Annotated in this window: 30 protein-coding genes; 14 read left to right on the top strand and 16 right to left on the bottom strand. The window is 68.2% G+C overall.

Going from position 1 to position 25,356, the window contains the following annotated elements; genetic code table 11:
- The first annotated feature begins 66 nt into the window (after positions 1-66).
- Positions 67-756, top strand: a complete 690-nt coding sequence (locus DOE79_RS20750; RefSeq protein ID WP_066598147.1) for a DedA family protein — start codon at positions 67-69, stop codon at positions 754-756.
- Between the two features lie 34 nt (positions 757-790).
- On the opposite strand, the gene DOE79_RS20745 is transcribed toward DOE79_RS20750, so the two are convergent.
- From DOE79_RS20745 to DOE79_RS14415, 6 genes are all read right to left on the bottom strand, one after another.
- Positions 791-1,384, bottom strand: a complete 594-nt coding sequence (locus DOE79_RS20745; RefSeq protein WP_120339111.1) for an HAAS signaling domain-containing protein — start codon at positions 1,382-1,384, stop codon at positions 791-793.
- Entirely contained in the window at positions 1,377-1,715 is a 339-nt protein-coding gene (locus DOE79_RS14435) for a PadR family transcriptional regulator (RefSeq protein WP_120340354.1), read from the bottom strand. Before DOE79_RS14435 ends, DOE79_RS20745 begins: the two co-directional genes overlap by 8 nt.
- Positions 1,716-1,781: 66 nt before the next feature.
- Complete coding sequence (locus DOE79_RS14430) at positions 1,782-2,432, bottom strand: response regulator (RefSeq protein WP_120339110.1); 651 nt, start codon at positions 2,430-2,432, stop codon at positions 1,782-1,784.
- A complete protein-coding gene (locus DOE79_RS14425) occupies positions 2,429-3,691 on the bottom strand; it encodes a sensor histidine kinase (RefSeq protein ID WP_120339109.1) in 1,263 nt (420 codons plus the stop codon). Before DOE79_RS14425 ends, DOE79_RS14430 begins: the two co-directional genes overlap by 4 nt.
- Before the next feature lie 166 nt (positions 3,692-3,857).
- Entirely contained in the window at positions 3,858-4,532 is a 675-nt protein-coding gene (locus DOE79_RS14420; protein ID WP_120339108.1) for a hypothetical protein, read from the bottom strand.
- 7 nt (positions 4,533-4,539) lie between these two features.
- Positions 4,540-4,953: a hypothetical protein gene (locus DOE79_RS14415; protein ID WP_120339107.1), complete on the bottom strand. Its 414-nt coding sequence runs from the start codon at positions 4,951-4,953 to the stop codon at positions 4,540-4,542.
- A 378-nt stretch (positions 4,954-5,331) separates the two neighbouring features.
- On the opposite strand from DOE79_RS14415, the gene DOE79_RS14410 reads away from it, so the two are divergent.
- Positions 5,332-5,625, top strand: a complete 294-nt coding sequence (locus DOE79_RS14410; RefSeq protein ID WP_120339106.1) for a DUF7882 family protein — start codon at positions 5,332-5,334, stop codon at positions 5,623-5,625.
- A 25-nt stretch (positions 5,626-5,650) separates the two neighbouring features.
- Here DOE79_RS14410 and DOE79_RS14405 read toward each other — a convergent pair whose 3' ends face one another.
- Entirely contained in the window at positions 5,651-6,607 is a 957-nt protein-coding gene (locus DOE79_RS14405) for an ArsR/SmtB family transcription factor (protein WP_120339105.1), read from the bottom strand.
- Positions 6,608-6,662: 55 nt separating this feature from the next.
- Here DOE79_RS14405 and DOE79_RS14400 point away from each other — a divergent pair, with 55 nt between their 5' ends.
- The 4 genes from DOE79_RS14400 to DOE79_RS14385 all read left to right on the top strand — a co-directional run bounded on the left by DOE79_RS14400 (position 6,663) and on the right by DOE79_RS14385 (position 10,895).
- Entirely contained in the window at positions 6,663-8,009 is a 1,347-nt protein-coding gene (locus DOE79_RS14400; RefSeq protein WP_120339104.1) for an MFS transporter, read from the top strand.
- A 9-nt stretch (positions 8,010-8,018) separates the two neighbouring features.
- A complete protein-coding gene (locus tag DOE79_RS14395) occupies positions 8,019-9,299 on the top strand; it encodes an Nramp family divalent metal transporter (protein WP_120339103.1) in 1,281 nt (426 codons plus the stop codon).
- Positions 9,300-9,325: 26 nt separating this feature from the next.
- On the top strand, positions 9,326-9,970 hold the full coding sequence (locus DOE79_RS14390) for a metal-dependent transcriptional regulator (RefSeq protein WP_120339102.1): 645 nt from the start codon (positions 9,326-9,328) through the stop codon (positions 9,968-9,970).
- 124 nt (positions 9,971-10,094) lie between these two features.
- Positions 10,095-10,895 carry an HAD-IIA family hydrolase gene (locus DOE79_RS14385; RefSeq protein WP_120339101.1) on the top strand — a complete coding sequence of 267 codons (801 nt, stop codon included), beginning with the start codon at positions 10,095-10,097 and terminating at the stop codon, positions 10,893-10,895.
- 80 nt (positions 10,896-10,975) lie between these two features.
- On the opposite strand, the gene DOE79_RS20575 is transcribed toward DOE79_RS14385, so the two are convergent.
- The 3 genes from DOE79_RS20575 to DOE79_RS21060 all read right to left on the bottom strand — a co-directional run bounded on the left by DOE79_RS20575 (position 10,976) and on the right by DOE79_RS21060 (position 13,661).
- Positions 10,976-12,922 carry a septum formation family protein gene (locus DOE79_RS20575; protein WP_162942762.1) on the bottom strand — a complete coding sequence of 649 codons (1,947 nt, stop codon included), beginning with the start codon at positions 12,920-12,922 and terminating at the stop codon, positions 10,976-10,978.
- Positions 12,922-13,467 (bottom strand): orotate phosphoribosyltransferase, encoded by a 546-nt coding sequence (gene pyrE / locus DOE79_RS14375; RefSeq protein ID WP_162942887.1) that lies wholly within the window; start codon positions 13,465-13,467, stop codon positions 12,922-12,924. The genes DOE79_RS20575 and pyrE overlap by 1 nt, the downstream gene beginning before the upstream one ends.
- 71 nt (positions 13,468-13,538) lie before the next feature.
- Complete coding sequence (locus DOE79_RS21060; protein ID WP_255579372.1) at positions 13,539-13,661, bottom strand: hypothetical protein; 123 nt, start codon at positions 13,659-13,661, stop codon at positions 13,539-13,541.
- Positions 13,662-13,794: 133 nt separating this feature from the next.
- On the opposite strand from DOE79_RS21060, the gene DOE79_RS14370 reads away from it, so the two are divergent.
- A complete protein-coding gene (locus DOE79_RS14370; protein WP_120339098.1) occupies positions 13,795-14,721 on the top strand; it encodes a LysR family transcriptional regulator in 927 nt (308 codons plus the stop codon).
- 36 nt (positions 14,722-14,757) lie between these two features.
- On the opposite strand, the gene DOE79_RS14365 is transcribed toward DOE79_RS14370, so the two are convergent.
- Positions 14,758-15,720 carry an NADP-dependent oxidoreductase gene (locus tag DOE79_RS14365; RefSeq protein WP_120339097.1) on the bottom strand — a complete coding sequence of 321 codons (963 nt, stop codon included), beginning with the start codon at positions 15,718-15,720 and terminating at the stop codon, positions 14,758-14,760.
- A 143-nt stretch (positions 15,721-15,863) separates the two neighbouring features.
- Between DOE79_RS14365 and DOE79_RS14360 the strand changes: the two genes are divergently transcribed.
- Positions 15,864-16,781 carry a LysR family transcriptional regulator gene (locus DOE79_RS14360; RefSeq protein WP_120339096.1) on the top strand — a complete coding sequence of 306 codons (918 nt, stop codon included), beginning with the start codon at positions 15,864-15,866 and terminating at the stop codon, positions 16,779-16,781.
- Positions 16,782-16,871: 90 nt separating this feature from the next.
- Positions 16,872-17,426 (top strand): GNAT family N-acetyltransferase, encoded by a 555-nt coding sequence (locus tag DOE79_RS14355; protein ID WP_120339095.1) that lies wholly within the window; start codon positions 16,872-16,874, stop codon positions 17,424-17,426.
- Between the two features lie 183 nt (positions 17,427-17,609).
- On the opposite strand, the gene DOE79_RS14350 is transcribed toward DOE79_RS14355, so the two are convergent.
- The 5 genes from DOE79_RS14350 to DOE79_RS14330 form a co-directional block, all read right to left on the bottom strand.
- Entirely contained in the window at positions 17,610-18,914 is a 1,305-nt protein-coding gene (locus DOE79_RS14350) for a sugar ABC transporter permease (protein WP_120339094.1), read from the bottom strand.
- The gene (locus tag DOE79_RS14345; RefSeq protein ID WP_120339093.1) at positions 18,911-19,777 is read right to left on the bottom strand and encodes an ATP-binding cassette domain-containing protein; all 867 of its coding nucleotides are present in this window, start codon (positions 19,775-19,777) and stop codon (positions 18,911-18,913) included. The genes DOE79_RS14350 and DOE79_RS14345 overlap by 4 nt, the downstream gene beginning before the upstream one ends.
- 107 nt (positions 19,778-19,884) lie before the next feature.
- On the bottom strand, positions 19,885-20,970 hold the full coding sequence (locus tag DOE79_RS14340; RefSeq protein WP_120339092.1) for a sugar ABC transporter substrate-binding protein: 1,086 nt from the start codon (positions 20,968-20,970) through the stop codon (positions 19,885-19,887).
- A gap of 80 nt (positions 20,971-21,050) precedes the next feature.
- The gene (locus DOE79_RS14335) at positions 21,051-22,340 is read right to left on the bottom strand and encodes an ROK family transcriptional regulator (RefSeq protein ID WP_120339091.1); all 1,290 of its coding nucleotides are present in this window, start codon (positions 22,338-22,340) and stop codon (positions 21,051-21,053) included.
- Positions 22,341-22,437: 97 nt separating this feature from the next.
- Positions 22,438-22,884: a DUF2975 domain-containing protein gene (locus DOE79_RS14330; RefSeq protein ID WP_120339090.1), complete on the bottom strand. Its 447-nt coding sequence runs from the start codon at positions 22,882-22,884 to the stop codon at positions 22,438-22,440.
- Positions 22,885-23,093: 209 nt separating this feature from the next.
- On the opposite strand from DOE79_RS14330, the gene DOE79_RS14325 reads away from it, so the two are divergent.
- From DOE79_RS14325 to DOE79_RS14305, 5 genes are read left to right on the top strand one after another with little or no spacing between them, the layout of a single operon-like run.
- Positions 23,094-23,576 carry an Asp23/Gls24 family envelope stress response protein gene (locus tag DOE79_RS14325; RefSeq protein ID WP_120339089.1) on the top strand — a complete coding sequence of 161 codons (483 nt, stop codon included), beginning with the start codon at positions 23,094-23,096 and terminating at the stop codon, positions 23,574-23,576.
- Positions 23,573-23,761: a DUF2273 domain-containing protein gene (locus tag DOE79_RS14320; protein ID WP_120339088.1), complete on the top strand. Its 189-nt coding sequence runs from the start codon at positions 23,573-23,575 to the stop codon at positions 23,759-23,761. Before DOE79_RS14325 ends, DOE79_RS14320 begins: the two co-directional genes overlap by 4 nt.
- A complete protein-coding gene (locus tag DOE79_RS14315; protein WP_120339087.1) occupies positions 23,761-24,156 on the top strand; it encodes a hypothetical protein in 396 nt (131 codons plus the stop codon). Before DOE79_RS14320 ends, DOE79_RS14315 begins: the two co-directional genes overlap by 1 nt.
- On the top strand, positions 24,153-24,728 hold the full coding sequence (locus DOE79_RS14310) for an Asp23/Gls24 family envelope stress response protein (protein ID WP_120339086.1): 576 nt from the start codon (positions 24,153-24,155) through the stop codon (positions 24,726-24,728). The genes DOE79_RS14315 and DOE79_RS14310 overlap by 4 nt, the downstream gene beginning before the upstream one ends.
- A complete protein-coding gene (locus DOE79_RS14305; protein WP_120339085.1) occupies positions 24,725-25,342 on the top strand; it encodes a hypothetical protein in 618 nt (205 codons plus the stop codon). Before DOE79_RS14310 ends, DOE79_RS14305 begins: the two co-directional genes overlap by 4 nt.
- Positions 25,343-25,356 lie beyond the last annotated feature (14 nt).

The raw sequence follows: 25,356 nt of genomic DNA, 5'->3' as shown, positions 1-25,356 counted from the left end.
TTCGCGCCGCAAGCCGGCACCATCCGATCGAGACCGTACTCATGACCCCGACCGGAAGGTATTTGAATGCAACCCACACTCTTCGGGATTGATTTCCTTGACTCCGAGTGGCTGATCGGCTGGTTCGGCTCCTTCGTGCTGCTCGGCGTGGCCGCCGTGGTCTTCGTGGAGACCGGGTTCATCGTGTTGTCGTTCCTTCCGGGCGACTCGCTGCTCTTCACCGTGGGGCTGCTCACCGCCACCGGGGACATTCCGTTCCCGATCTTCGTGACCTGCGCGATCATCTTCGTCGCGGCCTTTGCGGGCGATCAGCTCGCGTACGGCATCGGCCGCAAAGCCGGGCCAGCGGTGTTCGCCCGTGAGCAGAACCGGTTCTTCAACCCGAAGAACGTGGAGCGCACCAACGCGTTCTTCGCCAAGCACGGCGGCAAGGCCGTGATCATCGCCCGGTTCCTGCCCGTCTTCCGGGCGTTTGTGCCACTCGCGGCCGGCGTCGGCAAGATGAGCTATCGCACGTTCGTCACCTTCAACCTGATCGGCGCCTTCGCCTGGGGCGTCGGACTCACCATGGTGGGCTTCCTGCTCGGCCAGATCGACTTCGTGGCCCGCTACTCCGAGTACTTCATCATCGGCATCGTGCTGCTCTCGGGCATCCCCATACTCACCGAGCTCTACAAGGCCGGCCGGGAGAACCTGCGCACCCGGGGCAAGGCCGTCGTGCCGCCCGTGGAAATTCCGGAGGACGTGCGCGAGTAGCGCCCGGGAATCAGCTCGGCCGGATCTGGTGGGCTCAGCCCCGCTTCGCGGCCCGTACCAGCAGCCAGATGCCGACGCCGACCTGCACCACGACCAGTAGGACGATGCCGAGCGTGACGACGTCGACGGGGCCGGGGATCAGCGGCGAGGGGCCGTCTCCCGCTGGGCCCGCCTGGCCGGTGGATGCGACAGCGACGACCACGCCCGTCGCGCCCAGGAGCACGACGACGGCCACGGGGATGAGCGTGGCGACCCATTTCTCCGTGCGGGTCCAGGCCGTGGAGAACCACACCATCACGAGACCGGCCACGGTGCCCAGCACCGGCAGGACGATTCCGCCCACCATCACCAACAGGGCAGCGACAACCGGGTACCACCGGGCCTCCCGCGCGGGCGTGGGCGCGGCGGATATCGGCTGCGGAGTGTCGCTGCGGGCGTCGGCGGCGATGAACTCGGGGTCGCCCAGCTCGCGGATCCGCACCGCGGCGTCCGCGGCGCTCAAGCCCTCAAGTTCCTCCCGGACGCCCGTCAGGATGCCGGTGCGAACCTCGCCGGGCACCCCGGCCAGCGCCTGGTCCAGCGCGGCGAGATAGCGGCCTGCCACGTCGGCAAGTGTCGATTCAGTCATGGTGTTCGTCCCCTCCGACGATCCTGTACACGGTGCTGGAAAAAGGCCCCCAGTGGGCCCGAAAGCTGGCCAGCTGAGCAATTCCCGCCGGGGTCAGCTCGTAGTACTTGCGCACCGGCCCCGCGCCTGAGACCTCGTCGTAGGTGCTGACAAGGCCTTGGGAGCGCAGGCGGGTGAGCATCGGATAGAGCGTTCCGATACTGGCGATGAGATTGTTCGTGATGAGCGTGTCGGCGAGCTCCCAGCCGTACCTGGGCCGCTCCGCGAGCAGCCCGAGCACGCAGAATTCCACGACCCCCTTGCGGAGTTGTGTCCAGACGTCTGTGCTCACGCCCGTCACACTACCTTGTTTAACAAGATAGTGACACGGGTATGGGTGGCCGGTGCCGCACAGCCGCTATACGACGAGGCGGTTCTCGTAGGCCAGGGCGACGAGTTGAAGGCGGGACGCCAGGCCCAGCTTGGCCAGCACGCTCGAGACGTGGCTCTTCACGGTGGTCTCGCTGATGAAGGCGGATGCCGCGATCTCCGCGTTGCTCAGCCCCCGCGCTGCCAGGTGGAAGACTTCCTTCTGCCGCACGGTGAGCCCCGCGATCACGGCCTCGTTGGCCGGGCCTTGCCGCCGCGGCGACAGATCGTGGAGGAGGGCCAGCGAGCCGTGCGGCGAGATCACCGACTTCCCGTCATACACCGTGCGGATCGAGGCGAGGAGGAATTCAGGCGTGGAGTCCTTCATCAGAAAGCCGCTGGCGCCGGCGGCAATGGCCTGCAGCACCGCGGTGTCGCGCTGGTGGGTCGTGAGCACGATGACGCGTGGCGCGGCGGGGCCGCTGTCCCGGAGGATCTGCGCGGTCGCCGTGATGCCGTCCGCCTTGGGCATCCTGATATCCATCAGGATCACATCGGGATGCTCGGTAGCTGCGAGTTCACGGATCGCCTCACCGTCGTAGGCAGAGCCGACGAACTCCAAGTCATCTTGGGATTCGATCAGCATCTGGATCCCGGAGCAAAACAGCACCTGGTCGTCCGCGATCGCGATGCGGATCATGAGGCGGCCCCGCCAAACGGCACCAGGCTACCCATAACCACATCGGCGCGAGGCACGAACCCGGTCACGACGAATCGATGGGGCTCATCGTCGTCGGGTCCCGCCGCCAGCCAGCCTCCAGCCAAGCGCGCGCGTTCGTGCATTCCACGCAGGCCTCGCCCCGAGGACGGCTCTGCCGGGAGGCCGCCCGCGCCGCGGGACGAAATGGTCAGCGACAGGCCGGGCCCCCGCCAGTCGAACATCACCTGGGCGTCAGCGGATGCCCCACCGTGCTTGAGCGCATTCGTCAGGCCCTCCTGAACGATGCGGTAGACCGCCAACTGCTGCCCGGCGGTCAGCGTACCCGGCTCCCCGAACACCGCGTGGCCGACGAGCAGCCCGGCGGACCGCATCCGCGCCAGGAGGGCGTCGAGGTCGCCCAGCGTGGGGTGCGAGTGCCCGTCAGAGGCAGGGTCGAGCGATTCGATGAGCATCCGCACCTCGACCAGCGACTCTCGGGCGGACTCCGCGATCGCGGCAAGGGAGTCGTTCGTGCTGCCCGGTCGGCGATCACCCAGGTACCGAGCACCGTCCGCCTGGGCCACGATGACCGAGAGCGAGTGCGCCATGATGTCGTGCACGTCCTGGGCGATCCGGTCCCGCTCGCTGGCGAGTCTGAGTTCGGTCTCCGCGCCGGCGAGGTCGGCCTCCACCGCCAGACGCTGCGCCTCGCTGCGGTTACGTTCGTCGCGGGCGCGGATGCCGAAGCCGATGAACCACCCCGCCGCCGCGACCACCGCGAATCCGGCACACCAGCCGGCGATGTTGCCACCGAGGTTCGGATTGGCCGGTCCCCAGCCGGTGACGACACTGGCGTCGCCCGCCGGCGAGAGCGCCGGAACCGTGTAGAACAGGCCGGCCACGATGCCATACAGGATGAGAAGCGGAAGGCTGGCGGTTCGCAACCGGCCACCCTGGCCGGCACCGACCACCACCGCGACGACCGCCAGGCCGAGGTAGGCCGGAAACGCCGACTGGTCGAATCTGAGCGCCGGGACGATGAGTTGGGCCAGCAGAAGCGCCCCACCGATACCGAGAGCCACCCCCGGGGCGACACGTGCCACGGCGATGGCGATGCCAATCAGCAGAAACGGCAACACCGCCACCGGGACGGCATCCGGATCGAATCGCCCCACCTCGGCCATCACCCAGAACAGCACGAATCCTGCCCCGACAGCGGGTTTGCTAGCGGCCCGCAGCACCCTCGTCATTTTCGTCATGCCCTCACGTTAGAGCCGCCACCACACCCCGGATCAGCCGATCGGCGCTAGTTCCTCCCGAAGGAGGAGGGAAATCATCCGTTCCGAACCGATCCGCCGTTGCACCCGGATTGCTCGGGTGAATTCACAGGCGTGCTTTGAACACACGCCCGACACCTCGATAGGGCTATTCCGCCTTCTCGAGCGGCTCTGCCTGATCGTGGCTGACCTGAATGCGGGCAGCGAACAACGCCGACATCGCGGCGGCCTCGGCAGGCTCCGCCGGCCACAGAAGTCCGCGGCGCACAGCCCCGGGCGGAAACACCAGGTCGATCTTGATCGGCCCGGAGTGCACTCGGGTGACGACCGCATCCATCCACTGGGCGCCAACCCCGGCGCGGTTGATCGTGGCCGTCATGACCGAACTCCACGGAATGCTCATCACTTCGGCGGCCCGCTGTCCGTCGCGATCCCAGATGGTGAAGGACTCGTCGTCCACCGTGACCACCAGCGCGGTCGACCACCGGTTCCACCCGGTCTCGTACAGGTCGGGTTTCAACGACTTCAGGTCTGACTGCATCCGGCTCGTCTTGAGCACCAGAAAAGCCCCGCCCGGGTGCTGAACGGCCAACGTGTCCCGCAGCTTGCGAACGGTCGCGTTTGCTTGCACCCGCATCGACAAACCCACCGTGACGATGCCGACAACGGCGACAGCGGTGATCCCCGCGAGCGCGCTCGAAAACGCTCGGTCGGTGTCGTCCGACAGGGATCGCAAGATGCGAGACAGCGGAACCGAAACCACGAGCAATGCGAACAGGATTCGGGTGAGCAGGAAGCTCCACCTCCAGGCGGGCGGGGTCATTTTCGTGTTATTTCCGTTCCGTTTGTGCCGCGTGGAACGCGGCGATCTTCGCTCGGTATTCCGCGCGCGTCAGCGCCGGCTCCCCTGCCTCCCGCACCACCAGGCCGGTGGATTCGTCCACCTGGTCGTACTGCAGGAATCCGCCTCGGCTGGTCGTGTAGCCCGCAGCGAACTCCTTGTCCCGGACCACTCGAACCATGATGTTGCCGACGATTCCTGCGAGGAAAGCTACCCCTAGGACGATGAGAAGACTCGAAACCACCGGATTGGACACCCAAGACTCGGTAGCGATGATGGTCCCGCCCAGCAGAAACGACAACGGCACGATCGCGAATGCGGTCCAGAGGGTAAATCTGCCCCACTGCCACAACGACCAGCCCCGAAGCACCGGCCGCGCCTGATCGTGTTCGGTGTCGCCCATTCCTGGCCTCGAATCCCATGCCGTTGACCTTGCCGGTGATGTCACCCATCACGCTCGCGGCACCAAGCGCTCACGATGGGAATGACGAGGACAGATCTTCGTGTGATGCCTCGCCAGCTTAGGGACCGCGGACGAGGCCGATAAGCCCCCCGAACGCGGGACCAGCCCCGGACGGGGGACTGACCGATGGTGGATCCGCTCACTACATTGAGAAATCGATGCACACCGATGTACGCGCACGGACTCGGGCACGTTCCGGGTTCGGGCGACACTGTCGAGGTGTAGGAAACACACGACCCGGGGGGCGTCGCGATGAACCAGGAACCGATCTCACGCCCGAGCACATCGGCAACTCGGTCGCGGGCGAAAGGCTGATCGATGGGCCGGTTCGTCTACAACTCGACGCTCAACATCCTGCTGGACGATGAGGAGCTCGGCCATCTGCAAGCCGTCATCGGCGCCAAGTTCCGCCTCCAGCAGTCGTTCTATTTCACCTGGACCCGCCCGGCCAACACCGGCGAGTACCGCTCCACGATCTGGCTCACGCCGCACATTCCCCTGCAGTTCCACTACCGGCGGGCGCTCAGCGCCGCGCTGGACCGGGACCGGATCAACGACATGTACGCCCAGGCGAACAGCCCGGGTGGCCTGTTGCTGGTCATCGACCCCTGACACCTGGCGCCGGCCGGCACCACCATCAGTGGTGATCGATCAGCGCCGCACCCAACTCGCTGCGGAAATACAGCATGCTGTGGCCATAGCGGGTGGACGTGACCAGTCCCCCGTCGCGCAACGCGCGCAGGTGTTGGTTGACGGCGGATGCCGTCACCCCGAACCGCAGGCCGAGTTCGGTGGATGACGCCGGCTCGGCCAGTGCCAGGAGCAGGGCCGTGCGGGTTCGGCCGAGGAGCGCTGCGACCGCGGCCACGGTGACGGGATTCTCCGTCTGCCACATCACGCCCTGACCGCGTGCGGAATACAGGATCAGCGGCGGCTCGTCGAGTTCCGACGGTACCGACGCACGGTTGGCGAACATTGTGGGCACGAGCGTGAGCCCTCGCCCCGCAGCGGCGACGACCCGGGTGTTGACCTCGCGGTTCTTCACCGAGACGACGTTGTCGGCGAAGCTCATCTCCGGTGCGAGCTCATTGAGCATCACGGCGAGGCCGCTTTGCGCCACTCGGCGGCCGCGGTGCACGATGTCGGCCTGCAGGATGCTGCGCATCCGCGGCCAGTGCGGTGCGAACGCGCGCTCCCAGTAGTCCGCCAGCGCCGTCACGATCAACCGCAGCGCCGCAGCGGGGTCGCCCCTGAACTGCTGGGGCACGCGTCCGTGCAGGTTCTCCAGCTGGCCGAGCACCACCCGTGGATCGCGGCGGCCGAGATCGGCCAGCTCGTCGGGCAGCCGGGTGAGCGGTGAACTCGGGCGCGGGTTGAGGAAGTCGGGGGTCCAGAGCCTCTCGTCGATGAGGGCGAGCAGCACGGCGGTGTCGGCTCCTGCCCTGGCCGACGCCGTGCGGGCCAGCCAGGCCGACTGCAGCGGATACCGGCCGGGTTCTGTGAGCGCCCGCAGCGACAGGCCCATCTCGCAGAGCGGGGACACCCCGAACTTGATGTCGCCGACATCGGCCTCGCTCAACTCGTATCGCAACATGAAGCCCAACGCTACATAAGTTCGGCAACCTTCGGTGCGCTGGCATAACTGACGAATGCCTCTCACGCCTTCCCCGTCCACCGGCCTCATTCCCGCGTTGCCGGCGGAGGACGCCGCGCCGTCAAACCCGCAGCGCGGCTCCTGGCGGATGCGCCTGGCCGGGCCGTTCACGGACCCGGTGCTGCGCATCCTGTCGGCGTACGCTCTCGTGAGCACGTTGGGACGCGGCGTGTTCTTCACCCTGACGGTGCTGTACTTCACCCTGATCGTGGGGTTGTCCACGGCCGAAGTGGCGATCGTGCTCACGGTGGCGAGCGCGGTCGGCGTGCTCACTGGCCTGCTCGGCGGTCAGCTGGCCGACCGCATCAGCTCCCGGCGGTTGCTGTTCGCCATCGTGGTGCTGGAGGGTGTGGCCCTGATCGCCTACGCGCAGGCCACCAGCTTCGGCCTGGTGCTGCTGATCGCCTGCATCGTGACCGGGGCAGACCGGGCCGCCAACAGCACCCGTGCTGCGATCATCGCCCGCGCCTTCACGGGAGGCGCCCGGGTGGATGCCCGTGCGATCCTCCGCACTATCACCAACGTCGGCATCGCCCTGGGCTCGGCCCTCGCGAGCGTGCCGCTGCTGATCGGCACCGGGGACGCGTTCCGGCTGGCGATCGTGCTCGCCGGCACGGCCACGCTCGCCAGCACCCTGGTGGTGTGGCGGCTGCCCAGACGGGTCAACGCGCCGGCTCGGGCGACCACCCGGACCGGCCCTTCTCCGGCGCCCGGCGGCCGCCCGCCATTCCGCAACCCCCGCTACCTGGCCCTGACCGCCCTGTCCGGACTCTTCGGTATCCAGTTCGGGCTGGCCGAGATCGGGTTGCCGCTCTGGGTGGTGAATTTCACCGAGGCGCCCACGGTCATGGTCTCGGTGCTGCTGATCGTGAACACCACGCTCGTGATCGCCTTCCAGATTCCGCTGTCGCGGGGCACCCACGACGTGCGACGCGCTGGGAACGCGGTGGGCCTGGCCGGGCTGCTGATGCTGGTCGCCTGCCTGGCCTACGCGGGGTCCGGTGCGGTGCCGGTCGTGGCCGCCGTCGCGCTGCTCGTCGTGGCGATGCTGCTGCACACCTTCGCAGAGGTGCTCTCGTCGGCCGGCACCTGGGGTCTGAGCTTCGAGCTGGCCGAACCCGATCGGGCCGGCGCCTACCAGGGCGTCTTCTCGATGGGATTCTCCCTCGGCGCCATGGTGGCACCCCTCGTGATCACCGCCACCGTGCTCACCCACGGGCCGGTGGGCTGGGCCCTGCTGGCCGCCCTCTTCGCCGGTTCCGCCGCGGGGATCATGGTCATCGCCCGCCGCGATACCGACACCATGGCACCTGATCTTTCGGCGAGCCTAAAAAAGACGTAGGGTTTAGGCATGCCTCAAACCGACAGGTCCGCTTCCGCCATCGAAGCCCCGGCCTCGCCGCCCGCCGTGCGCGGCGTCGGATCGACCCGCCTGCTCTGGCTGCTCGGCCCCGCCCTGGTCGCGGGGGTCGCCTACCTCGACCCGGGCAATGTGGCCAGCAATATGACCGCCGGCGCCCGCTACGGCTACCTGCTCGTGTGGGTGGTCGTGGCCGGAAACCTGATGGCCTGGCTGATTCAGTACCTCTCCGCCAAGCTCGGCATCGTCACCGGAACGAGCCTGCCGGAGGTGCTCGGTGTGCGGCTGCGCCGGCCCGCGACCCGGCGGCTGTACTGGGTGCAGGCCGAGCTCGTGGCCATGGCCACCGACCTGGCCGAGATCATCGGCGGGGCCGTGGCACTGAACCTGCTCTTCGGGCTACCGCTGCTGACCGGCGGTGTGATCACCGGCGTGATCTCGATGATCGTGCTGACCGTGCAGACCCGGCGGGGCCCGCGCGTCTTCGAACGGGTGATCGTGGCGCTGCTGCTGATCATCACGGTGGGGTTCACCGCCGGCGTCTTCTTCTCACCGCCGGATGCCGGCGGTGTCGTCGCCGGGCTCGTGCCGCGCTTCGAGGGCACCGACTCGGTGCTGCTCGCGGCGTCGATCCTGGGCGCCACGATCATGCCGCATGCGATCTACGCACATTCGGCGCTCACCCGGGACAGGTTCCCGATGCAGGAGGGGCCGGCGGCGACCCGGCGACTACTCTGGGCGACCAAGTGGGATGTGTCGATCGCGATGCTCATCGCCGGCACCGTGAACCTCGCCATCCTGCTGCTGGCGGCCTCGGCCCTGCAGGGCGTGCCGGGCACCGACTCCCTCGAGGGCGCCTACCTCGCCCTGCAGAGCGGTCTGGGCCCGGTCGTCGCAACGGTGTTCGCCGTGGGCCTGCTGGCCTCTGGGCTGGCCTCCACCTCGGTTGGAGCGTACGCCGGCGCCGAGATCATGCACGGCCTGCTCAAGGTGCGGGTGCCGCTGCTGCTGCGCCGCGTGGTCACCCTCATCCCGGCCCTGTTGATCCTGGGCGTGGGCTTCGACCCCACCCAGGCGCTTGTGCTCAGCCAGGTGGTGCTGTCGTTCGGCATCCCGTTCGCCCTGATCCCGCTGGTCTGGCTCACCGCGCAGCGGGGCCTGCTCGGCGACTTCACCAACCGCTGGTTCACCACGGCCGCGGGGGCCGTGGCGGCCGTGCTGCTGGTGGCACTCAACGCCGTGCTCCTGGTGCTGGTCTTCAGCGCCGGATAAGCCAGGGCCGATACCCTGAAGACGCCATGAAAGCCCCCACTGCAGCCGCCGAGGACTACCTCAAGACCATCTACGCCCACACCGAGTGGCAGGCGGAGCCGATCACGCCCAAGGCCCTGGCCACCCGGCTGGGCATCGCGCCGTCATCGGTGACCGAGATGGTGAAGAAGCTGGCCGCAGATGGCCTGATCTCCCATGTGCCCTACGGGCCACTCACGCTCACCCCGGCCGGCCGGTTGCAGGCGACCGCTGTGGTGCGCCGGCACCGCCTGATCGAGACCTGGCTGGTGCGGGAGCTCGGTTATACCTGGGACGAGGTGCACGACGAGGCCGAGGTGCTCGAGCACGCCATCTCCGACCGTCTCCTCGAAGCCATCGACACGCACCTGGGTCATCCCACGGCCGACCCCCACGGGGATCTCATCCCCGCCGCGGACGGTTCGACGGCACCGGTGCCCGCGGTGGTGCTCGCCGATGCCGTACCCGGCCATTCCGGAACCGTGCTGCGGGTCAGCGACCGCGATCCGGCCATCCTGCGCGCCTTGGCGGATGCCGGCATTGTGCCGGGCAGCCGGCTCGACGTCGTCGATGCGGCCACCGTGCGGCTGCCTGCCGGCGGGCTGCATCCGCTCGCACCCGACGCGGCCGTGGCCATCTGGCTCACCAGCTGAGCGCGGGCTGGGCGTCCGTGCTGAGAGCACCCAGCCGAACGCCCGGCGGACCTCGCCCGATAGTCTGAGAGGGCGGCGTCACAGAGACCGCCGACCGCACCGCCCCCACACGAAGGAGCCCGCCATGAGAACGCGTGACGAGATCGAATGCTGGCTCACCGACATGGACGGAGTCCTGGTGCACGAGAACCAGGCCCTGCCCGGTGCGGCCGAACTGCTACAGCAGTGGACCGATGCAGGCACTCCGTTCCTGGTACTCACCAACAACTCCATCTTCACCCCGCGTGACCTGTCGGCGCGGCTGCGCTCCTCCGGCCTCAATGTTCCCGAGGAGCGCATCTGGACCTCGGCGCTGGCCACGGCCGACTTCCTCAAGCAGCAGAGCCCCGGCGGCACCGCCTTCGTGATCGGTGAGGTCGGGCTCACCACCGCGCTGCACGAGGCCGGCTTCATCATGACCGAGACCAACCCGGACTACGTGGTGGTGGGCGAGACCCGCAACTACTCGTTCGAAGCCATCACCAAGGCCATCCGTCTGCTGCTCAAGGGCGCCCGCTTCATTGTCACCAACCCGGATGCGACAGGCCCCAGTGCCGAGGGACCGATGCCGGCCACGGGCGCCATCGCCGCGCTCATCACGAAGGCCACGGGCATGGAGCCCTACGTGGTTGGCAAGCCCAATCCGATGATGTTCCGTTCCGCGATGAACCGCATCGGCGCACACTCGGAGAACACCGGCATGATCGGAGACCGGATGGACACCGACATCGTGGCCGGGATCGAGGCCGGGCTGCACACCGTGCTCGTGCTCACCGGCATCAGCGACACCGCCGAGATCGCCCGCTACCCGTTCCGCCCCGACGAGATCCTCGACGGCGTGCACCAGCTGCTCTCCGCGGAGCCTGTGGAGTCCGACGCGATCTGACCTTCGCCGCGTCGATACGACTCAAGCCGGGCCAGCGGGCCCGGCTTGAGTTTCTTGTACGGCCGCGATGCGCGGCGGTGTCAGGCCACCGGGGCGAGGCTCGTGGTGAGCGGCTCTCCGGAGGAGCGGCTGGCGAAGCAGTAGAAGTACCGGTCACCGGCATCCCACTGTTCGGCGGTCACCGGGTAGCTGCCCTGCAGCTGCACGTCGGAGTATGCTCCGGCCGCGGCCAAGTCGATGGTGCCTGGGGCCGAGCAGAGCACATTGATCTGCTGCGCAAACGCCTCTTCGCCGGGGAACGCGGAGCCGGTCTCGCCCTCGAGGGTGCCTCGGTAGACGAGCTGGGCGGTGTGCGGGGTAGCGCAGTCCACCACCGTGAACTCTTCGTCCCACGGTGAGGTGTACGGCTCGAGACACTCGGAGCCGAACATGGTGTCCCAGGCATGCACACCGGCCGGCTGCGGCGCGGTGGGCTCAGGCGTCGGGGTGGGAGTCGGTGTGGGGGTGGCACTCGCGGATGCCGGTGCCGAGGCGGTCGGAGCGGCCACGGGCGTGCCGCCGAGGGCCTGGCCCAGGAAGAAGAGCCCGACGATCACGAGCACGGCGAGAACGGCGCCACCGGCCCAGTAGAGGGTGCGGGCGGAGGGACGCCTGGGCGGTCCACCGGCGCCGGCCCGGCGGGCGGGGCGGTCGTCGTCGTCGTCGTCGTGCGGAGCAGCTACCGCAGCAGCGGCCGTCACGGGCGGTGCGGCGGCAGCGAGAACCGACTCGGGGAGGGCCGCGGGTACCGGAGAACGCCTCGTCGACGGCGGCGTTGTGGCACCTGGGGCCGCGCGGTGCGAGGGCGCCAGAGCCGCCGCGGCGGGTGCTCCGAAGGGCGGTTGCACTCCGGTATCGAGGGGGCTCGGCGGTGTGCGACGGCGACGCGCCTCCTGCTCCTCGTCGGTAGGGACGAGGCGGGACTGGGCGGGCGTCGTCCACCACGGTGCCGGTTCGACATCGGCAGCGCGGCGCGGTTCGGCTGGAGCTTTGGTGAGCGGCTCCGTGGGTTCGGGCACAGCCGTGGCCGCGGGGACCGCGGGCACAGGACGCGCTGGGGTGACGCCGAGCGGCGGCGCAGCGGGTGCGGCCTCAGGAACTGCCGGAGTCGCGGCCGGTGCATCGGCAGTCGGTGCCGGCGGGGCAGCCCGCGGAGCGGCGGCCACAGGAATCACAGGGGCCGCAGGCACGATGGGGGGAATCACGGACGCGGCAGGAACGGGCGCGGCGACCGGGGTCGGTGCGGCGGGCGGTGCAGCAGGAGCGACAGCGGCAGCGGTAGCAGCAGCGTCGGCGGGCGGGGTGGGACGCCTCGACGGGGGAACTGTCGGGTCGGGCTCGATCTTGGGTGTGAGGCCCCAGCGGAAGCCACCGGGAGCCGGCTCGGCCTCGGCGGCCGAGGAGGTTCCGGTTGCGGACTCATCGGCGGGCGGAGCTTCGACCGGTGTTGCGGCGGCGCGGTCAGCAGCAGCCTTTTCGGCGGACGCTCGTTCGGCGGCGGCAGCACTCTCTAGAGCGACTCGGTCGGCCGCCGCGCGGTCAGCAGCTGCTTTCTCGGCAGCAGCTCGGTCAGCCACAGCGCGGTCAGCAGCTGCTTTCTCGGCGGCGGCGCGGTCAGCCGCAGACTTGTCGGCAGCGGCGCGGTCAGCAGCCGCTCGATCGGCGGCTGCACGCTCGGCCGCAGCGCGCTCGGCGCGGGTCACGTATTCGTCGACAGCAGGCGCGGAGACAGCACCAGAGGGCTCAGCGGGCGGAATCGGCAGGGCGACTGTCGGAGCGGAATCGGGCCGGGCATCCGGGCCAGGGCGTTCAGCAGTGCGCTCGGCGCGTGAGTCGCCTTTGTCATCATCGGCCGCGCCACCGGTCTCGCTGTCGGACGCCTCGGAGCCCGCCTCGGAATCGTCGGTGCCGTCATCGGCGCTCAACTGCGCCTCGAGCCAGTCGATGCCGAGGTCGTTCTCGTCGTGTCCGCCCTGCTGGTCTGGCATCAGCTCAGTCCCAGGTCCTCGAGTCCGATGGCCGCGTAGTACGGGTAGCCGGCCGCTTCGATGATTTCGCGGGCGCCGGTGCTGCGGTCCACGACCACGGCGACGCCGGCGATGATGGCACCCACCTTGAGCAGAGCCTCGATGGCCGCCAGCGGCGAGCCACCCGTCGTCGAGGTGTCCTCGAGGACGATGACGCGTTTGCCGGCGAGATCGGGGCCCTCGACCTGACGACCGCGGCCGTGGTCCTTGGGCTCCTTGCGAACGACGAAGGCGTCGTAGGCAAGGCCGCGAGCGGCGCCCTGGTGCAGGATCGCGGTGGCGACGGGGTCTGCGCCCATGGTCATCCCGCCGACGGCGACGACATCGGGGATGTCCTGGATGAGGTCGAGCATGACCTGGCCGATCAGGGGGGCAACCCGGTGATCCAGGCTGACCTTGCGGAGGTCCACGTAGTACGTGGCCTTCTTGCCGCTGGTGAGGGTGAAATCACCGTGGAAGACGGCGTCGGCCGAGATGTAGTCGATGAGTTGCTTGCGGGTATCCATCACAGAGCTACTTTAGGCCAACACCCGCCGTGAGTCCCGCGCACGTTGCAGGCGCACCGGGACCGCACTGTTTAGAAGCTGCGAACGAGCTTCTTCTCCGGCACGCGGCCGTAGCCATCCTTGTTGACGGCGACAACGGTGCCGACGATGGAGCCAGCGGCCACAAGGGAGATGAGGATCATGAAAACGAACACGGTCGTGCCTTTCGAAGGAAGTGGATGGCCGCGTTAGTGCGGGCGTGTGCCCGGTAACCGACACCTTTATAAGACCACCAACAACCTTTCAGCACAATCACACAGTTCTGTACTGACTATGTAGGGTAGCTACATGGATGTGCAACGTCTGGAACTGCTCCGCGAACTGGCCGAGCGCGGCAGTGTGACGGCCGTGGCACGGGCCACCCACCGCACGCCGTCAGCGGTGTCGCAGCAGCTCAAAGTGCTCGAACGGGAGGCCGGTTTGCCGCTCACCGAGCGCAACGGGCGCGGCCTGGTGCTCACGGATGCCGGTCGTGCGCTGGCCGCGAGCGCCACGGATATCGCTGTCGCGCTCGAGCGTGCAACGGCGGTCTGGGACACGTTCCGCAACGGCGCCACGGGCGACGTCAGCCTAGTCACCTTCCCCACGGCCGGGCAGATGCTGCTGCCGGGCGTACTGCAGGATCTCGACGCGATCGACGGGCTTGCCGTGCACTGCACCGACATGGACCCGGAGCTCAGCGACTTTCCGGCGCTCACCTCCGACTACGACATCGTGCTCGCGCACAGCATGCGCGGGCAGCTCGGCTGGGGCGGGCGTGGGCTCACCTCGGTGCCGTTGATGACCGAGCCTCTGGATGTGGGACTGCCCGCCGACCACCGCCTGGCCGGCCGGGCGTCGCTCGGCGCAAGCGACGTGGTCGGCGAGACCTGGATCGGCGTGCCGGGCGGGTTCCCGTTCGAACGCATCCTGCACGACATCGAGCAGCAGACCGGCGGGCGCGCCCGGGTGACCCAGCGCTTCGCCGATATGCGCCTGATCGAGTCTTTCATCATGGCCGGCCTCGGCATCGCCCTCGTGCCGCGCTACACCTCGGGCGGCAATCAGCCCGGCCGCATGGTGCTCAAGCCGTTGCGCGGGCTCGACGCCGAACGTCAGATCGTGGCCCTGATGCGGCCCGACCGCGCGGAACGGCTGGCCGTACGCACCGTGATCGGCGCGCTGCGCAAGCGGGCGGCCCAGGTACAGGCCGAACACGCGGCGGCCGCCGGCTGAGCACGCGGGTTCGAGCGTCTCAGCCAGCGCGCTCGACTACGGCAGGAGAATGATCTTGCCGGTACCGCGGCCGGATTGCCCGAATTCGTGAGCCTGCGCGGCATCAGCCAGTGGGAAGGACTTGGCGACGGTTACGCGAACGTGACCGGCACCGGCGAGTTCAGCGAGGTGCGATCGGACGGAAGACCGGTATTCGGTTCCGGCGTCCTGGCCAGGTCCGTAACCGAGCAGTTTGATTCCGGTGCCAAGACGGCGGTCCGAGCCCGTGATCGAGGCGATTCGCGCCGGGTCGGCCACGAGTTCGAGCGACACATCAAGGGCCTCGTCGGAGCCGGCAGCATCGATGGCCGCGGTCACTCCGTGGGGCGCGGCAGCACGAACACGGTCTGCGAGTCCGTTGCCGTACACGACAGGGGTTGCGCCGAGCTCGCGGAGCAGGTCATGGTTTCGCTCGGCTGCAGTCGCGACAACGGACGCGCCGATGTTGGTGGCGAGCTGTACCGCCATGAGACCGACGCCTCCGGCACCGCCGTGGATGAGAACTGTGTCGCCGGCCTGGACTCCGGCGGCGTGAATGGAGTGCAAGGCCGTCAGCCCTGCCAACATCAGCCCTCCCGCCTGTTCCCAGCTCAGCCCATCAGGCTTCGGGATCAGGGCCGAGGCGGCGGCGGTGACGTAGTCGGCGTAGGCGGCCGTGACGGGATAGACGATCACTTCATCACCAATGGCGGCGTTCTCGACGCCCGGGCCCACGGCGGTCACGACTCCGGCGCAATCCATCCCCAGACTGGGGAGCGATTCTGCAAGGCCAGCGGCATTCTTTTCGTCCTCGTCAACGTCGTGGAAGGCGCCGCTGTATAGCTTCCAGTCGAGCGGGTTGACGCCTGCCGCTCGAACCCGAATGACGACTTCGCCCGCCGCAGGAGTGGGGACATCGACCTCCTGAACGGTGAGAACGTCGGAACCGCCGTATGCTCGCGGACGCACAATCCTGGCCATGAAACCTCCAAGGGATCAGAGCCCAGTTTCTGGCTGGGCTGAGAAGAGCGAGCCAACCGGCTCTGAATCCATACTGATCATTCGCGGGCAGATCAGGAAGCGCAACATTCGCAAACCAAAGTTGCGTCTGACACAATACGGCTGTGGCAGCCGAACAGTTGGACCTGAACCTCTTGCGAGTCTTCGACGCTCTCCTGGACAGCAGTAGCGTCTCCAAAGCCGCTGATCGGCTGCACCTGTCCATTCCTGCGACCAGTCGAGCCCTGGGTCGCCTCCGTCATGCGATGAACGACCCGATCCTCGTGCGCGCGGGTCGCGGGATGCTCCCCACACCTTTCGCGCAGCGGGCCGCTGCTCGCGTCAAGGCACTGCTCGAGGACGCTGATCGTTTGCGTTTGGAGACGGTCGGGGACCCTGCGACATGGCGGCGAACGTTCGCGATACGCATCAACGACGCACTCTCCCCCGTCCTCGCACCACGCCTGACACGCCTCGTCGCCGCTCAAGCGCCGCACGTTCAACTGCGCTTTGTCTCCCAAGAGTCCAAAGAAGCCGACCTTCTCCGCAATGGCACTCTGGATCTCGACGTCGGTGTGGGAAACCCCCCGCCACCCGATGTGCTCACCTCGGTGCTCTTCACGGACATCTTCGTTGCTGTCGTCTCAGCCGCATCCGACCTAGGAAGGAAGCCGTCTCTGACCGTGAACGACCTTTGCTCGGTGCCGCACGTGTCGGCATCGCGACGCGGGCTCGACCGCGGCCCGTTGGACGACGCGCTCGACCGGATCGGGTTATCCAGGAGAGTCGTCGCCGTCGTTCCGACGTACGCCGTTGGCGCTCTCATGGCTTTGGAAGACGATGTGCTCTGCCTTGTACCGTCCCGACTGGCATCCCACCTTCACGAGCGGGGTGTTCCCATCCGAGTACATCAGGTGCCCGTCGATCTCCCCATCGCCACTGTCGAACAACGATGGCATCAACGTGCCGACGCGGACCCCGCCTCTCGATGGCTCAGGGCTGCGATGGTCGCCGCGGCCGCTTCGTTGCCGGCACCCCGATGAGACGCACAATCACGATGCGCCAAGCCACAGAAGCACTCGTCGCGACCGGCTCCCCGGCCCGGCGCCGACCCTGCCGATTAGGCTGGGCGGATGGCTGACATCGAGTGGATCCTACGTTGGGAAGCCGACCTGTCGGCCGACGACCACACCGCCCTGGCGACGCTGTTCTCGCGCTACTACCCCCAGGATCACGTCACGTTCACCGGTGCCCGCAGCTGGATGGGAGCCCGCCCGGAGGCCCGCGTGATCGGCTACGACGGCGACCGTCCGGTGGCCCACATCGGCTTCGTGCGGCGGATGCTGCGCCTCGAGTCCGGCGGGTCACAGTTGGTCGGCGATGTGGGGCTGGTTGGCGTCGATCCCGACTATCAGGGTCGGGGACTCGGCCGCCGGTTGCTCGCCGAGGCGGCTCTGGCCCTCAACAGCCAGGCGCTGCCGTTCGGCTTCCTCACCTGCGCCCCCGAGCTGGTGCCGTTCTATTCCGCCGGCGGATGGCAGCAGGCCGTCGGGCTGACGACTCGCATGATCGATACCCGGCTGCAACCCGAATCCTTCACCGGCCCCGCGATGGTGCTTCCCGTGCGGGCGTCGTTCGCAGATTGGCCGACCGGAGGTACGGTCGTCCGGGACGGCCTCGAGGTCTAGCGCCTCCGGCGCCCGGCACCCCGGCACCAGGCACCCGACGCCGAGTCGCCGCAAATGACCCCTCCGGGAGCGCGGAGGGGGTGCTTCGCGGCAAGTCGGCGCGGCATCCGTTTTCGAGATGCCGCGAATGTCCCCTTCGGGGCTCCCCAGAGGGTGCTTTCGCGCATGTCGGCGAGACCGCGGTCAGGCTCTACCGTGCGATACCCGGGTACGGCGCGACAGGGAGTCGACGATGACCGCGAGCAACAGCACGGCGCCGGTGATCATGTAGCGGATCGAGGAGTCCAGGTTGAGCAGGGTGAGCCCGCTGGAGATCGACTGGATGACCAGGATCCCCAGGAGGGCCGAGAACGCGCTGCCCCGGCCGCCGAAGAGGCTGGCCCCGCCGATCACCGCCGCGGCGATGGCGTTGAGGTTGGTGTCGCCGCCGCCCGAGCCCTGGTTGGCCGCGGCCAGTCGCCCGGCGGCGAGCAGTCCGCCGAGGGCCGCGAAGGTGGAGCAGAGCATGAACACGCTCAGGTACACACCGGTGACGTTGATGCCTGACCGCCGGGCGGCCTCGACGTTGCCGCCGACCGCGTACACCGACCGGCCCCACTTGGTGCGGGTGAGGAAGAAGTTCATCACGACGACGAGCACCAGGAAGAGCAGGAACATGGCGCCGACCCCGCGGGTCTGGTTGAGGTACCAGGTCGGCACTCCGAGCACCAGGAGCAGGAAAACGCTCCGCACCACGATGGAGGTGGCGGGCACGGCGGAGAGCCCCGCCGCGGCACGGCGGTTGGCGGTCACAAAGAGTTGAGCCGCATAGGCGAGCGCCGTGAGCACCACCAGCACATAGGACAGCCAGTCGGGCAGGAAGGACTGTTGGGCGAACTGAACGATCCAGGAGTCGAACGGGATGTTGATCGAGCCCGTCGAGCCGAGCACCCACAGTTGCAGGCCCAGGAAGCCGAGCAAGCCGGCGAGGGTGATGACGAAGCTCGGCACGCCGAACCGGGTGTAGAGGAAGCCGTAGAGCAGCCCGATGACGAGGCCGGTCAGGAGCGCGGCCAGGAGTGACACCGGAAGCGGCCAGCCGAGGTTGACGAAACTCACGGCGAGGATGGCGGCGGACAGACCGCTGACCGATCCGACCGACAGGTCGATCTCGCCGAGGAGCAGCACCAGGACGATGCCGATGGAAATGGTACCCACCGCCGCGCACTGCAGGGTGAGGTTGACCAGGTTGGTGCTGGAGAGGAAGTTGGGGTTGAGCAGCGAGAACGCCACCCAGATCACGATGAGTCCGATCACCACGGGCAGCGACCCGATGTCGCCTGAGCGCACCCGCTTGCCGAAGGCCCGCAGGGTGCCGCCCAGGCCGTGTGGCTGGATCAGTCGTTCGTCCTGCAGGTCGGCCGCCACGGCGGCCAGCCGCACGGTCTCGGTGGGCGGAGCCGTGTCTTCCGGGCCGGCCGGCGGCGGGGCCGAAGTTGGTGTCGTCATGGCCGTTCCTCCTCGGGGAGTGCGGTGTCGGTTCGGGTGCCCGCCGCGGCCACGGCGGCGGCGTCGGCGGAATCCACCCGCGCCTGGGCCCGCCGGGTGACGGCATTGTCGGTGGCGCCGGTGATCGCGGCAATGATGTCTTCGTAGGTGACGTCTGCCACCTTGAACTCGCCGTTGTTACGGCCGAGGCGCAGCACCACGATGCGGTCGGCGACGGCCTGAACATCCGCCATGTTGTGGCTGATCAGGACCACGGCCAGGCCCCGTTCGCGGAGTCGTTCGATGAGGTTGAGCACCTCGGCGGTCTGGGCCACGCCCAAGGCCGCTGTGGGTTCGTCGAGGATGACGATACGCGGGTCGCCGATGAGCGACCGGGCGATGGCCACTGTCTGCCGCTGGCCGCCGGAGAGCGAGGCGACCGGGATGCGCACCGAGGGGATGCGGGCGGAGAGTTGACGGAGCAGGCCCCAGGAACGTTTCTCCATCTCCACCTCGTTGATGGTGCCGCGTCCCAGCTCGTGGCCGAGGAAGAGATTGGCGACAACGTCGAGGTTGTCGCAGAGCGCCAGGTCCTGGTAGACGGTGGCGATGCCCAGGTTGTTGGAGTCCGCCGGGTTGTTGATCGAGACGGTCTTGCCGCCGTGGCTGATGGTGCCGCCGTCTTGCGGGTGCACTCCGGCGAGGATCTTGATCAGGGTGGACTTGCCTGCACCGTTGTCACCGACGAGGGCGACCACCTCGCCCGCGTAGATGTCGAGGTCGATGTCGGTGAGCGCCTGCACGGCGCCGAAGTTCTTGTCGATCCCCCGCAACGACAGCACAAGGTCGTCGGCGGGGGCCGCAGGGCTGGAAAGCACAGACATTGTGATTCCTCTGGGTTGGTATGGGAGCCGGCCGGGACCCGAATCGTGGGTGCGGTATCCCGGCCGGCCGTTTCGATGCTGTTGAGTTGTGCGGTGGCTGCGTGCGGCTACTGGAGTCCGGCCGCTGCGCACGCGTCAGCGTACTCAGCCGTGCAGATCTCGTCGACGGTGTAGAAGCCGTCATCGATCACGGTCTCCTGAATGTTGTCGACGGTGACGACCACCGGGGTCAGCAGCGTGGATGGGATGTCCTGGAAGGTGGTGTCCGGACTCGGGGTGTCACCCTGCGCCAGCTGGTCGGCAACCTCGGCCGCCTTCTCGGCCTCGAGCTTGATGGCCTTGTAGACGGTCATGAACTGGTCACCGGCGACGATGCGCTGGATCGCGGCGAGCTCGGCGTCCTGCCCGGTCACGGGCGGGATCGGCTCGGTCCCGGCGGCCTTCACCGCGGCGATCGCACCGCCGGCCGTGCCGTCGTTGGCCGCGTAGATACCCGACATCTCGGTGCCGAACTGGGTGATCTGACCGGCCGCCCATTCCTGCGCCTTGTCCGGGCTCCAGTCCGGAGTGTCGTACTCCGCCAGGATCGGGATGCCGCTCGGGTCGATCACCGAATGCGCGCCCTTCTTGAACTCGGCCGCGTTGGCGTCTGTCGGCGATCCGTTGATCATGATCAGGCCCGAGGTCGTGTTGTCCTGCTTGAGCCTGTCGACGAGTGCGGTGCCCTGCAGCACGCCCACCTGTTCGTTGTCGAAGGAGATGTAGTAGTCGACCTTGTCGCTCTTGATGAGCCGGTCGTAGGAGATCACGGGGACGTCCTGTGCCGCCGCTGATTCGGCGATGCTCGCTGCTGCCGCCCCGTCCACGGGGTCGAGGACGAGGACCTTGACGCCCTCGGTCAGCGCCGACTCCGCCTGCTGCTGCTGCTTCGCAGCATCCTGGTCGGCGTTGGCGTAAATGACCTCGTAGTCGCCCAGGGAGGTGAGCTTGTCTTCGAAGAGCGGCCGGTCGAAGCTCTCGTACCGGGTGGTCTTGGATTCGGGGAGGAGCAGGCCGATCTTGATGGTCTCGCCCGAACCGCCTCCGTCGCTGCTGGAGTCGCTGGAGCCAGACGTTGAACATGCGGTCAATGCGCCTGTAGCTGCGATCACGGTGATCGCCAGGAGCGCGAACCTCTTCCTGGGTTTTCTCATGATGTGCCTCCTACTGTGACCACCCTCGTTGGCGGTGTAACGAGCATGGCCCCGGTGCATAATGCCGTCAAGGCTTGAACTCAAGAGGCGATGCCGCCCCTGTCCACAGTGATTTCAGCAGTGTCTTCGGGCACGAACGGCCCGATTCCGGGCAGGATGTCGGGGGTCGGGCCAACGGCCAGGGTACGTCGCAACTGCCCCGGGCGGCCGGCCGAGATCTCTGCCCGGTCGATGGCGAACAGCACCGCGCCGAGCACCTCTGCACGCTCCCCCAGCTCCCCCTTGACCACCTCGGGCACGCCCGCTTGGGTGGCCAGGGTGGAGCGTTCCAGCGCGTGCCGCAGCGGGCTGAGGAGCAGCTCGCCGGCCTCGGCCAGCTCACCGCCCACCACGATGCGGTGCGGATCGACGAGGTTGCTCAGTCCCGCCAAGGCGATGCCCAGGTGCCGGCCCGCATCGGCGATCACCCGGCGGGCGCGGGCCTCGCCGGCCTCGGCACGCAGCAGGATGTCGCGCAACCTCACCTCGCCGTGAGCGGCCGGGAACCTGGCGGCGAGGGCTGATGCCCCCACCAGGGTCTCCAGGCAGCCGCGGTTTCCGCAGCGGCACACCAGTCCCTGCTCGTCCAGGGTGAGGTGCCCGATCTCGCCGGCCTTGCCACTGCCGCCGCGGTACACCCGGCCGTCCACGATCAGCCCGGCTCCGACGCCATGCGAGACCCGCAGATAGGCCGCCTGGCGGATGCCGCGCGCCGCTCCCATGCGGTACTCGCCGAGGGCGCCGAGGTTGGCCTCGTTGTCGACGAAGACCGGCCGGTGCAGCCGGGCCTCGAGCTCCTGGGCGACCGGAACGCCGTCCCAGCCGCGGAGGAGCCCACGGGTGGCGATGATGCCGGTGCGCGGATCGACCGGCGCCGCCAGGCCCACTCCCACCGCGAGCACCTCGGTCATCCCCGCGCCCACCGACTCGGCCATGTCCTGGATGAGCAGCATCACCCTGTCTAGTTCGCTGTCGGCGCGGTGGTCGCGGGCGAGCGGCAGCATCCGCTCGGCCAGCACCTGATGCCCGGCATCGGCCAGGGCCACCCGCAGCTGCCGGTTCGAGACGTGCAGCCCCACCACCAGGCCCAGTTCACGGGCGAGCGTGACCCGCACCGCCCGGCGTCCGCTGCGTGAGGTGGGCGCGGTCTGCAGCACCCCGGCGGCGGCCTGCTCCTTGACGATGTTGGAGACCGTGGCCGGCGACAGTCCGGTCACGGCGGCCAGTTCGACCTGGGTGAGGGCGCCGTGGTGGGTGATCGCGTCAACGATGCGCGCGCGATTGGCCTCTCGCAGGGACGACTGCGACCCGGGATTGCGGCGGCTGCTCACAGGACACACGATACAACTGCCCCATCCGTCACATCCGGTTTCGCCCAGAACGGGGGTTCGCCGCGCCGCCCGGCTTCTGCCAGCCCGAGCCGTAGGGTCACACGAGCGGCGCGGGCCTTACTCCCAAATAGCGAAGGACTGCTGCGGCAGCGACCACGGCCAGAACGCCGCTGCCGAGCAGCGCGAACATCAGCCCCGGCGTCGCATACTCCAGCATGTTCAGCGCGATGAAGGCCGCGGCCACGAGCAGCACGAACACCAGCAGGCAACCCACGATGGCGCGCAACCAGCCCCGCAGTGCCCGCTCGAGCCTCTGGCCCCTGGCGAGCGCCACCAGTCTCAGGCCGATGACGGCGATGGCCTGCCAGCAGGCGATGGCGAGAATGCCCCAGATCACGCCGGGCAGCGCGATCGGCGTCACAACAGGGAAGGTGGCGACCACTGCCGCCACCGACGCGGGTAGCACCCACACCTGCACGGCCGCGGTCCCGAGGAGTACCACGATGAGCAGCACCGTCAGCGCGGACCACATTCCTGAACGCATCCTGCCCCCCAGCACTCGTCTGGTTGCGACACTATCCCAGCTGAGTGGCACTCCCACCCTGATTCTGTGAACTCGCTGGATCACGACTGGAAGTTCCGCAGGTTCCGTGACAAGTCGTCGGTTCGACACCTCTTAGGGATAAGGCGATCCGATCGCCCCGGCCGAGCCATTCCGCCCAGCCGGAACTCAACAGGATTTGAGGACACACCATGGCTAACGAAGACATCCGCCCCACCGCCCCCACCGTTGCGAGCCCCACCGGCGCGCGGGTGGATCGGCCGGAGTCCCGCACCACGGAATCCGTGAGCGGTGAAGCCCACGGCAAGAACACCATCTCCGACAACGTCGTGTCCAAGGTCGCCGGCATCGCTGCCCGTGAGGTCCCCGGCGTCTTCGCGCTCGGCGGCGGGGCGTCCCGTGCCCTCGGCGCCATCCGTGGTGCGGTCGGCCAGGACGACCTGAGCCAGGGCATCAAGGTCGAGGTGGGCGAGACCCAGGCCGCCGTCGACATCACCATCGTGGTGGAGTACCCCGCGCCGATCCAGCAGGTCGCCGACGCCGTGCGCACCCAGGTGACCAACGCCATCACCAACCTCGTCGGTCTGGACGTCGTCGAGGTCAATGTGGCCGTCAACGACGTCCACCTGCCCACCGACGACCAGGACGAACAGGCTGAGGCTCGCGTCTCATGAGTGCATCAGTCACCGGCATCGCCGTCGGCGCCGTTCTCGCGTTCGCGATCCTCGTGTTCGGCTTCTGGGGCTTTCTCCTCGTGGCCGTGTTCATGGCCGTCGGCCTCCTGATCGGGCGGATCCTCGACGGCAAGCTCGACCCGCGCGGGCTTGCGAATGCGCTGAGCGGAAAACGAACCTCCTGATGTCCACGGTTACGGACGACCCCGCCGGCCGCGAGCCAACCCTCGCGGCCGGTGGGGCAGGCTATCCCGGCCTCATCACCGTTCGGCAACGCGCGCTCACGGCCGTGGCCCGAGCGGTGACGGCCGAATCCCTCGGTGTCGATCCCGGTCAGGTATCGGTCACGCTGCGTGACGATTCAGGCCTCCTCGGCCTCGACGTCGTCACCCCGATCAGCATTCCCGACCTCGACACCGTGGGCGCCGGGTACGCGGGGACGACGCTGCTGCAACGGATCAGCGACGCACAAACCGTCATCCGTGCGGGCACGACACGCATCACCGGAAATCAGGTCGGGCGAGTGGACATCCGCGTTCGCGGTGCCCACATAGAACAGGAACGAAGGGTGCCCAGATGAGCGCTCCATATGCTCGCATCGTGCGTCGCGAGACACACTCACCCCGCACGGCCACGACCATTCTGCTGGCGGTGCTGATCATCCTGGCATGCGCCTATGCCGGCACCGAGTTGATCCTGCACATGCTGGGGCAACCGGCCCTTCTGGTGACCCCAGCGGATGCATGGACCTGGGTGGCGACGTTGCCCACGTTGGAACCGCTGGCGGCCATCTCGGCCGGCGGCACTCTCGTGGCGGCGATCGGCCTCCTCCTGATTCTGCATTCCATCCGCTCGGGCAGGTTGGCCCGCCATGAGATGGTTCTCGGCGACCGAGCGGTGATCGTCGACAACGGGGTTCTCGCTTCGGCTATCGCCCGCCGTGTCGAGACCGTCGCTCGAGTGCCGCAGGGGCAGGCGGCGGTGTCGGTCTCGCACCGGCGCGCCATCGTGGAGGTCACCCCCACCTCGGGCATCCCGGTCGACGAGGAATCCGTGCGCCGGGCCGTCGAGGAAGAAATCGCCTCCTACGACGTGCGCCCGGCCCTGCGCCACACCGTGCGCATCAAACAGATTGGAGCGATCGGCTCATGAACGACACCAACAGAGCCCTGAACCGTGTGTTCATCTTCGTGGTCGGCTTGATTCTGCTCGGCGTCGGCGCCGCCGTCGCAGCCCTTCCGTTCTGGGACTGGTGGGCATCCCGCTGGCAAGAGTTCGGTGGGAGCGCCAACACGGTGCTGACCGACGCATTCGCCGCCAGCACAATGCCGGGCACCGACTTCAGTTGGTGGCTGGTCGCTGCCGTCGCAGTCCTCCTACTCGTCGTGATCATCATGATCATGATCATCGCCAGTGTCGGCGGGGGCGGCAGCCGGGAGATCTATCGGCGACCGATCAGCAAGCAGGATGGCAGCTCCGACAACGTGCTGGTGGACACCTCGTTCGCCACCGAAGCGCTCACACACTCCCTCGACAAGCGACCCGACCTTGTCGGCAGCACCGTCGGAGCCTTCACCGTGAAGCGCCAACCGGTGTTGCACCTCGGTGTCACCCCGCGGCAGGGCGCGTCGCCCCGGCTGATCGCCGAGCAGGCCGGCATCCTGCTCGACAACCTCGCCCGAGTCGTGGGCGATGCCCCTGCCACGTGCCTGACCATCCACTCGGGCCTGCGTGCGAAGCTCGGTCACGACCAGCGCGTGCGTTGAGCGTTTCGATCCGA

Source organism: Cryobacterium soli (genome assembly GCF_003611035.1).
Classification (GTDB): domain Bacteria; phylum Actinomycetota; class Actinomycetes; order Actinomycetales; family Microbacteriaceae; genus Cryobacterium; species Cryobacterium soli.
The sequence above is the reverse complement of the archived record's forward strand: the minus strand, read 5'-3'. Positions and strand labels throughout refer to the sequence as shown.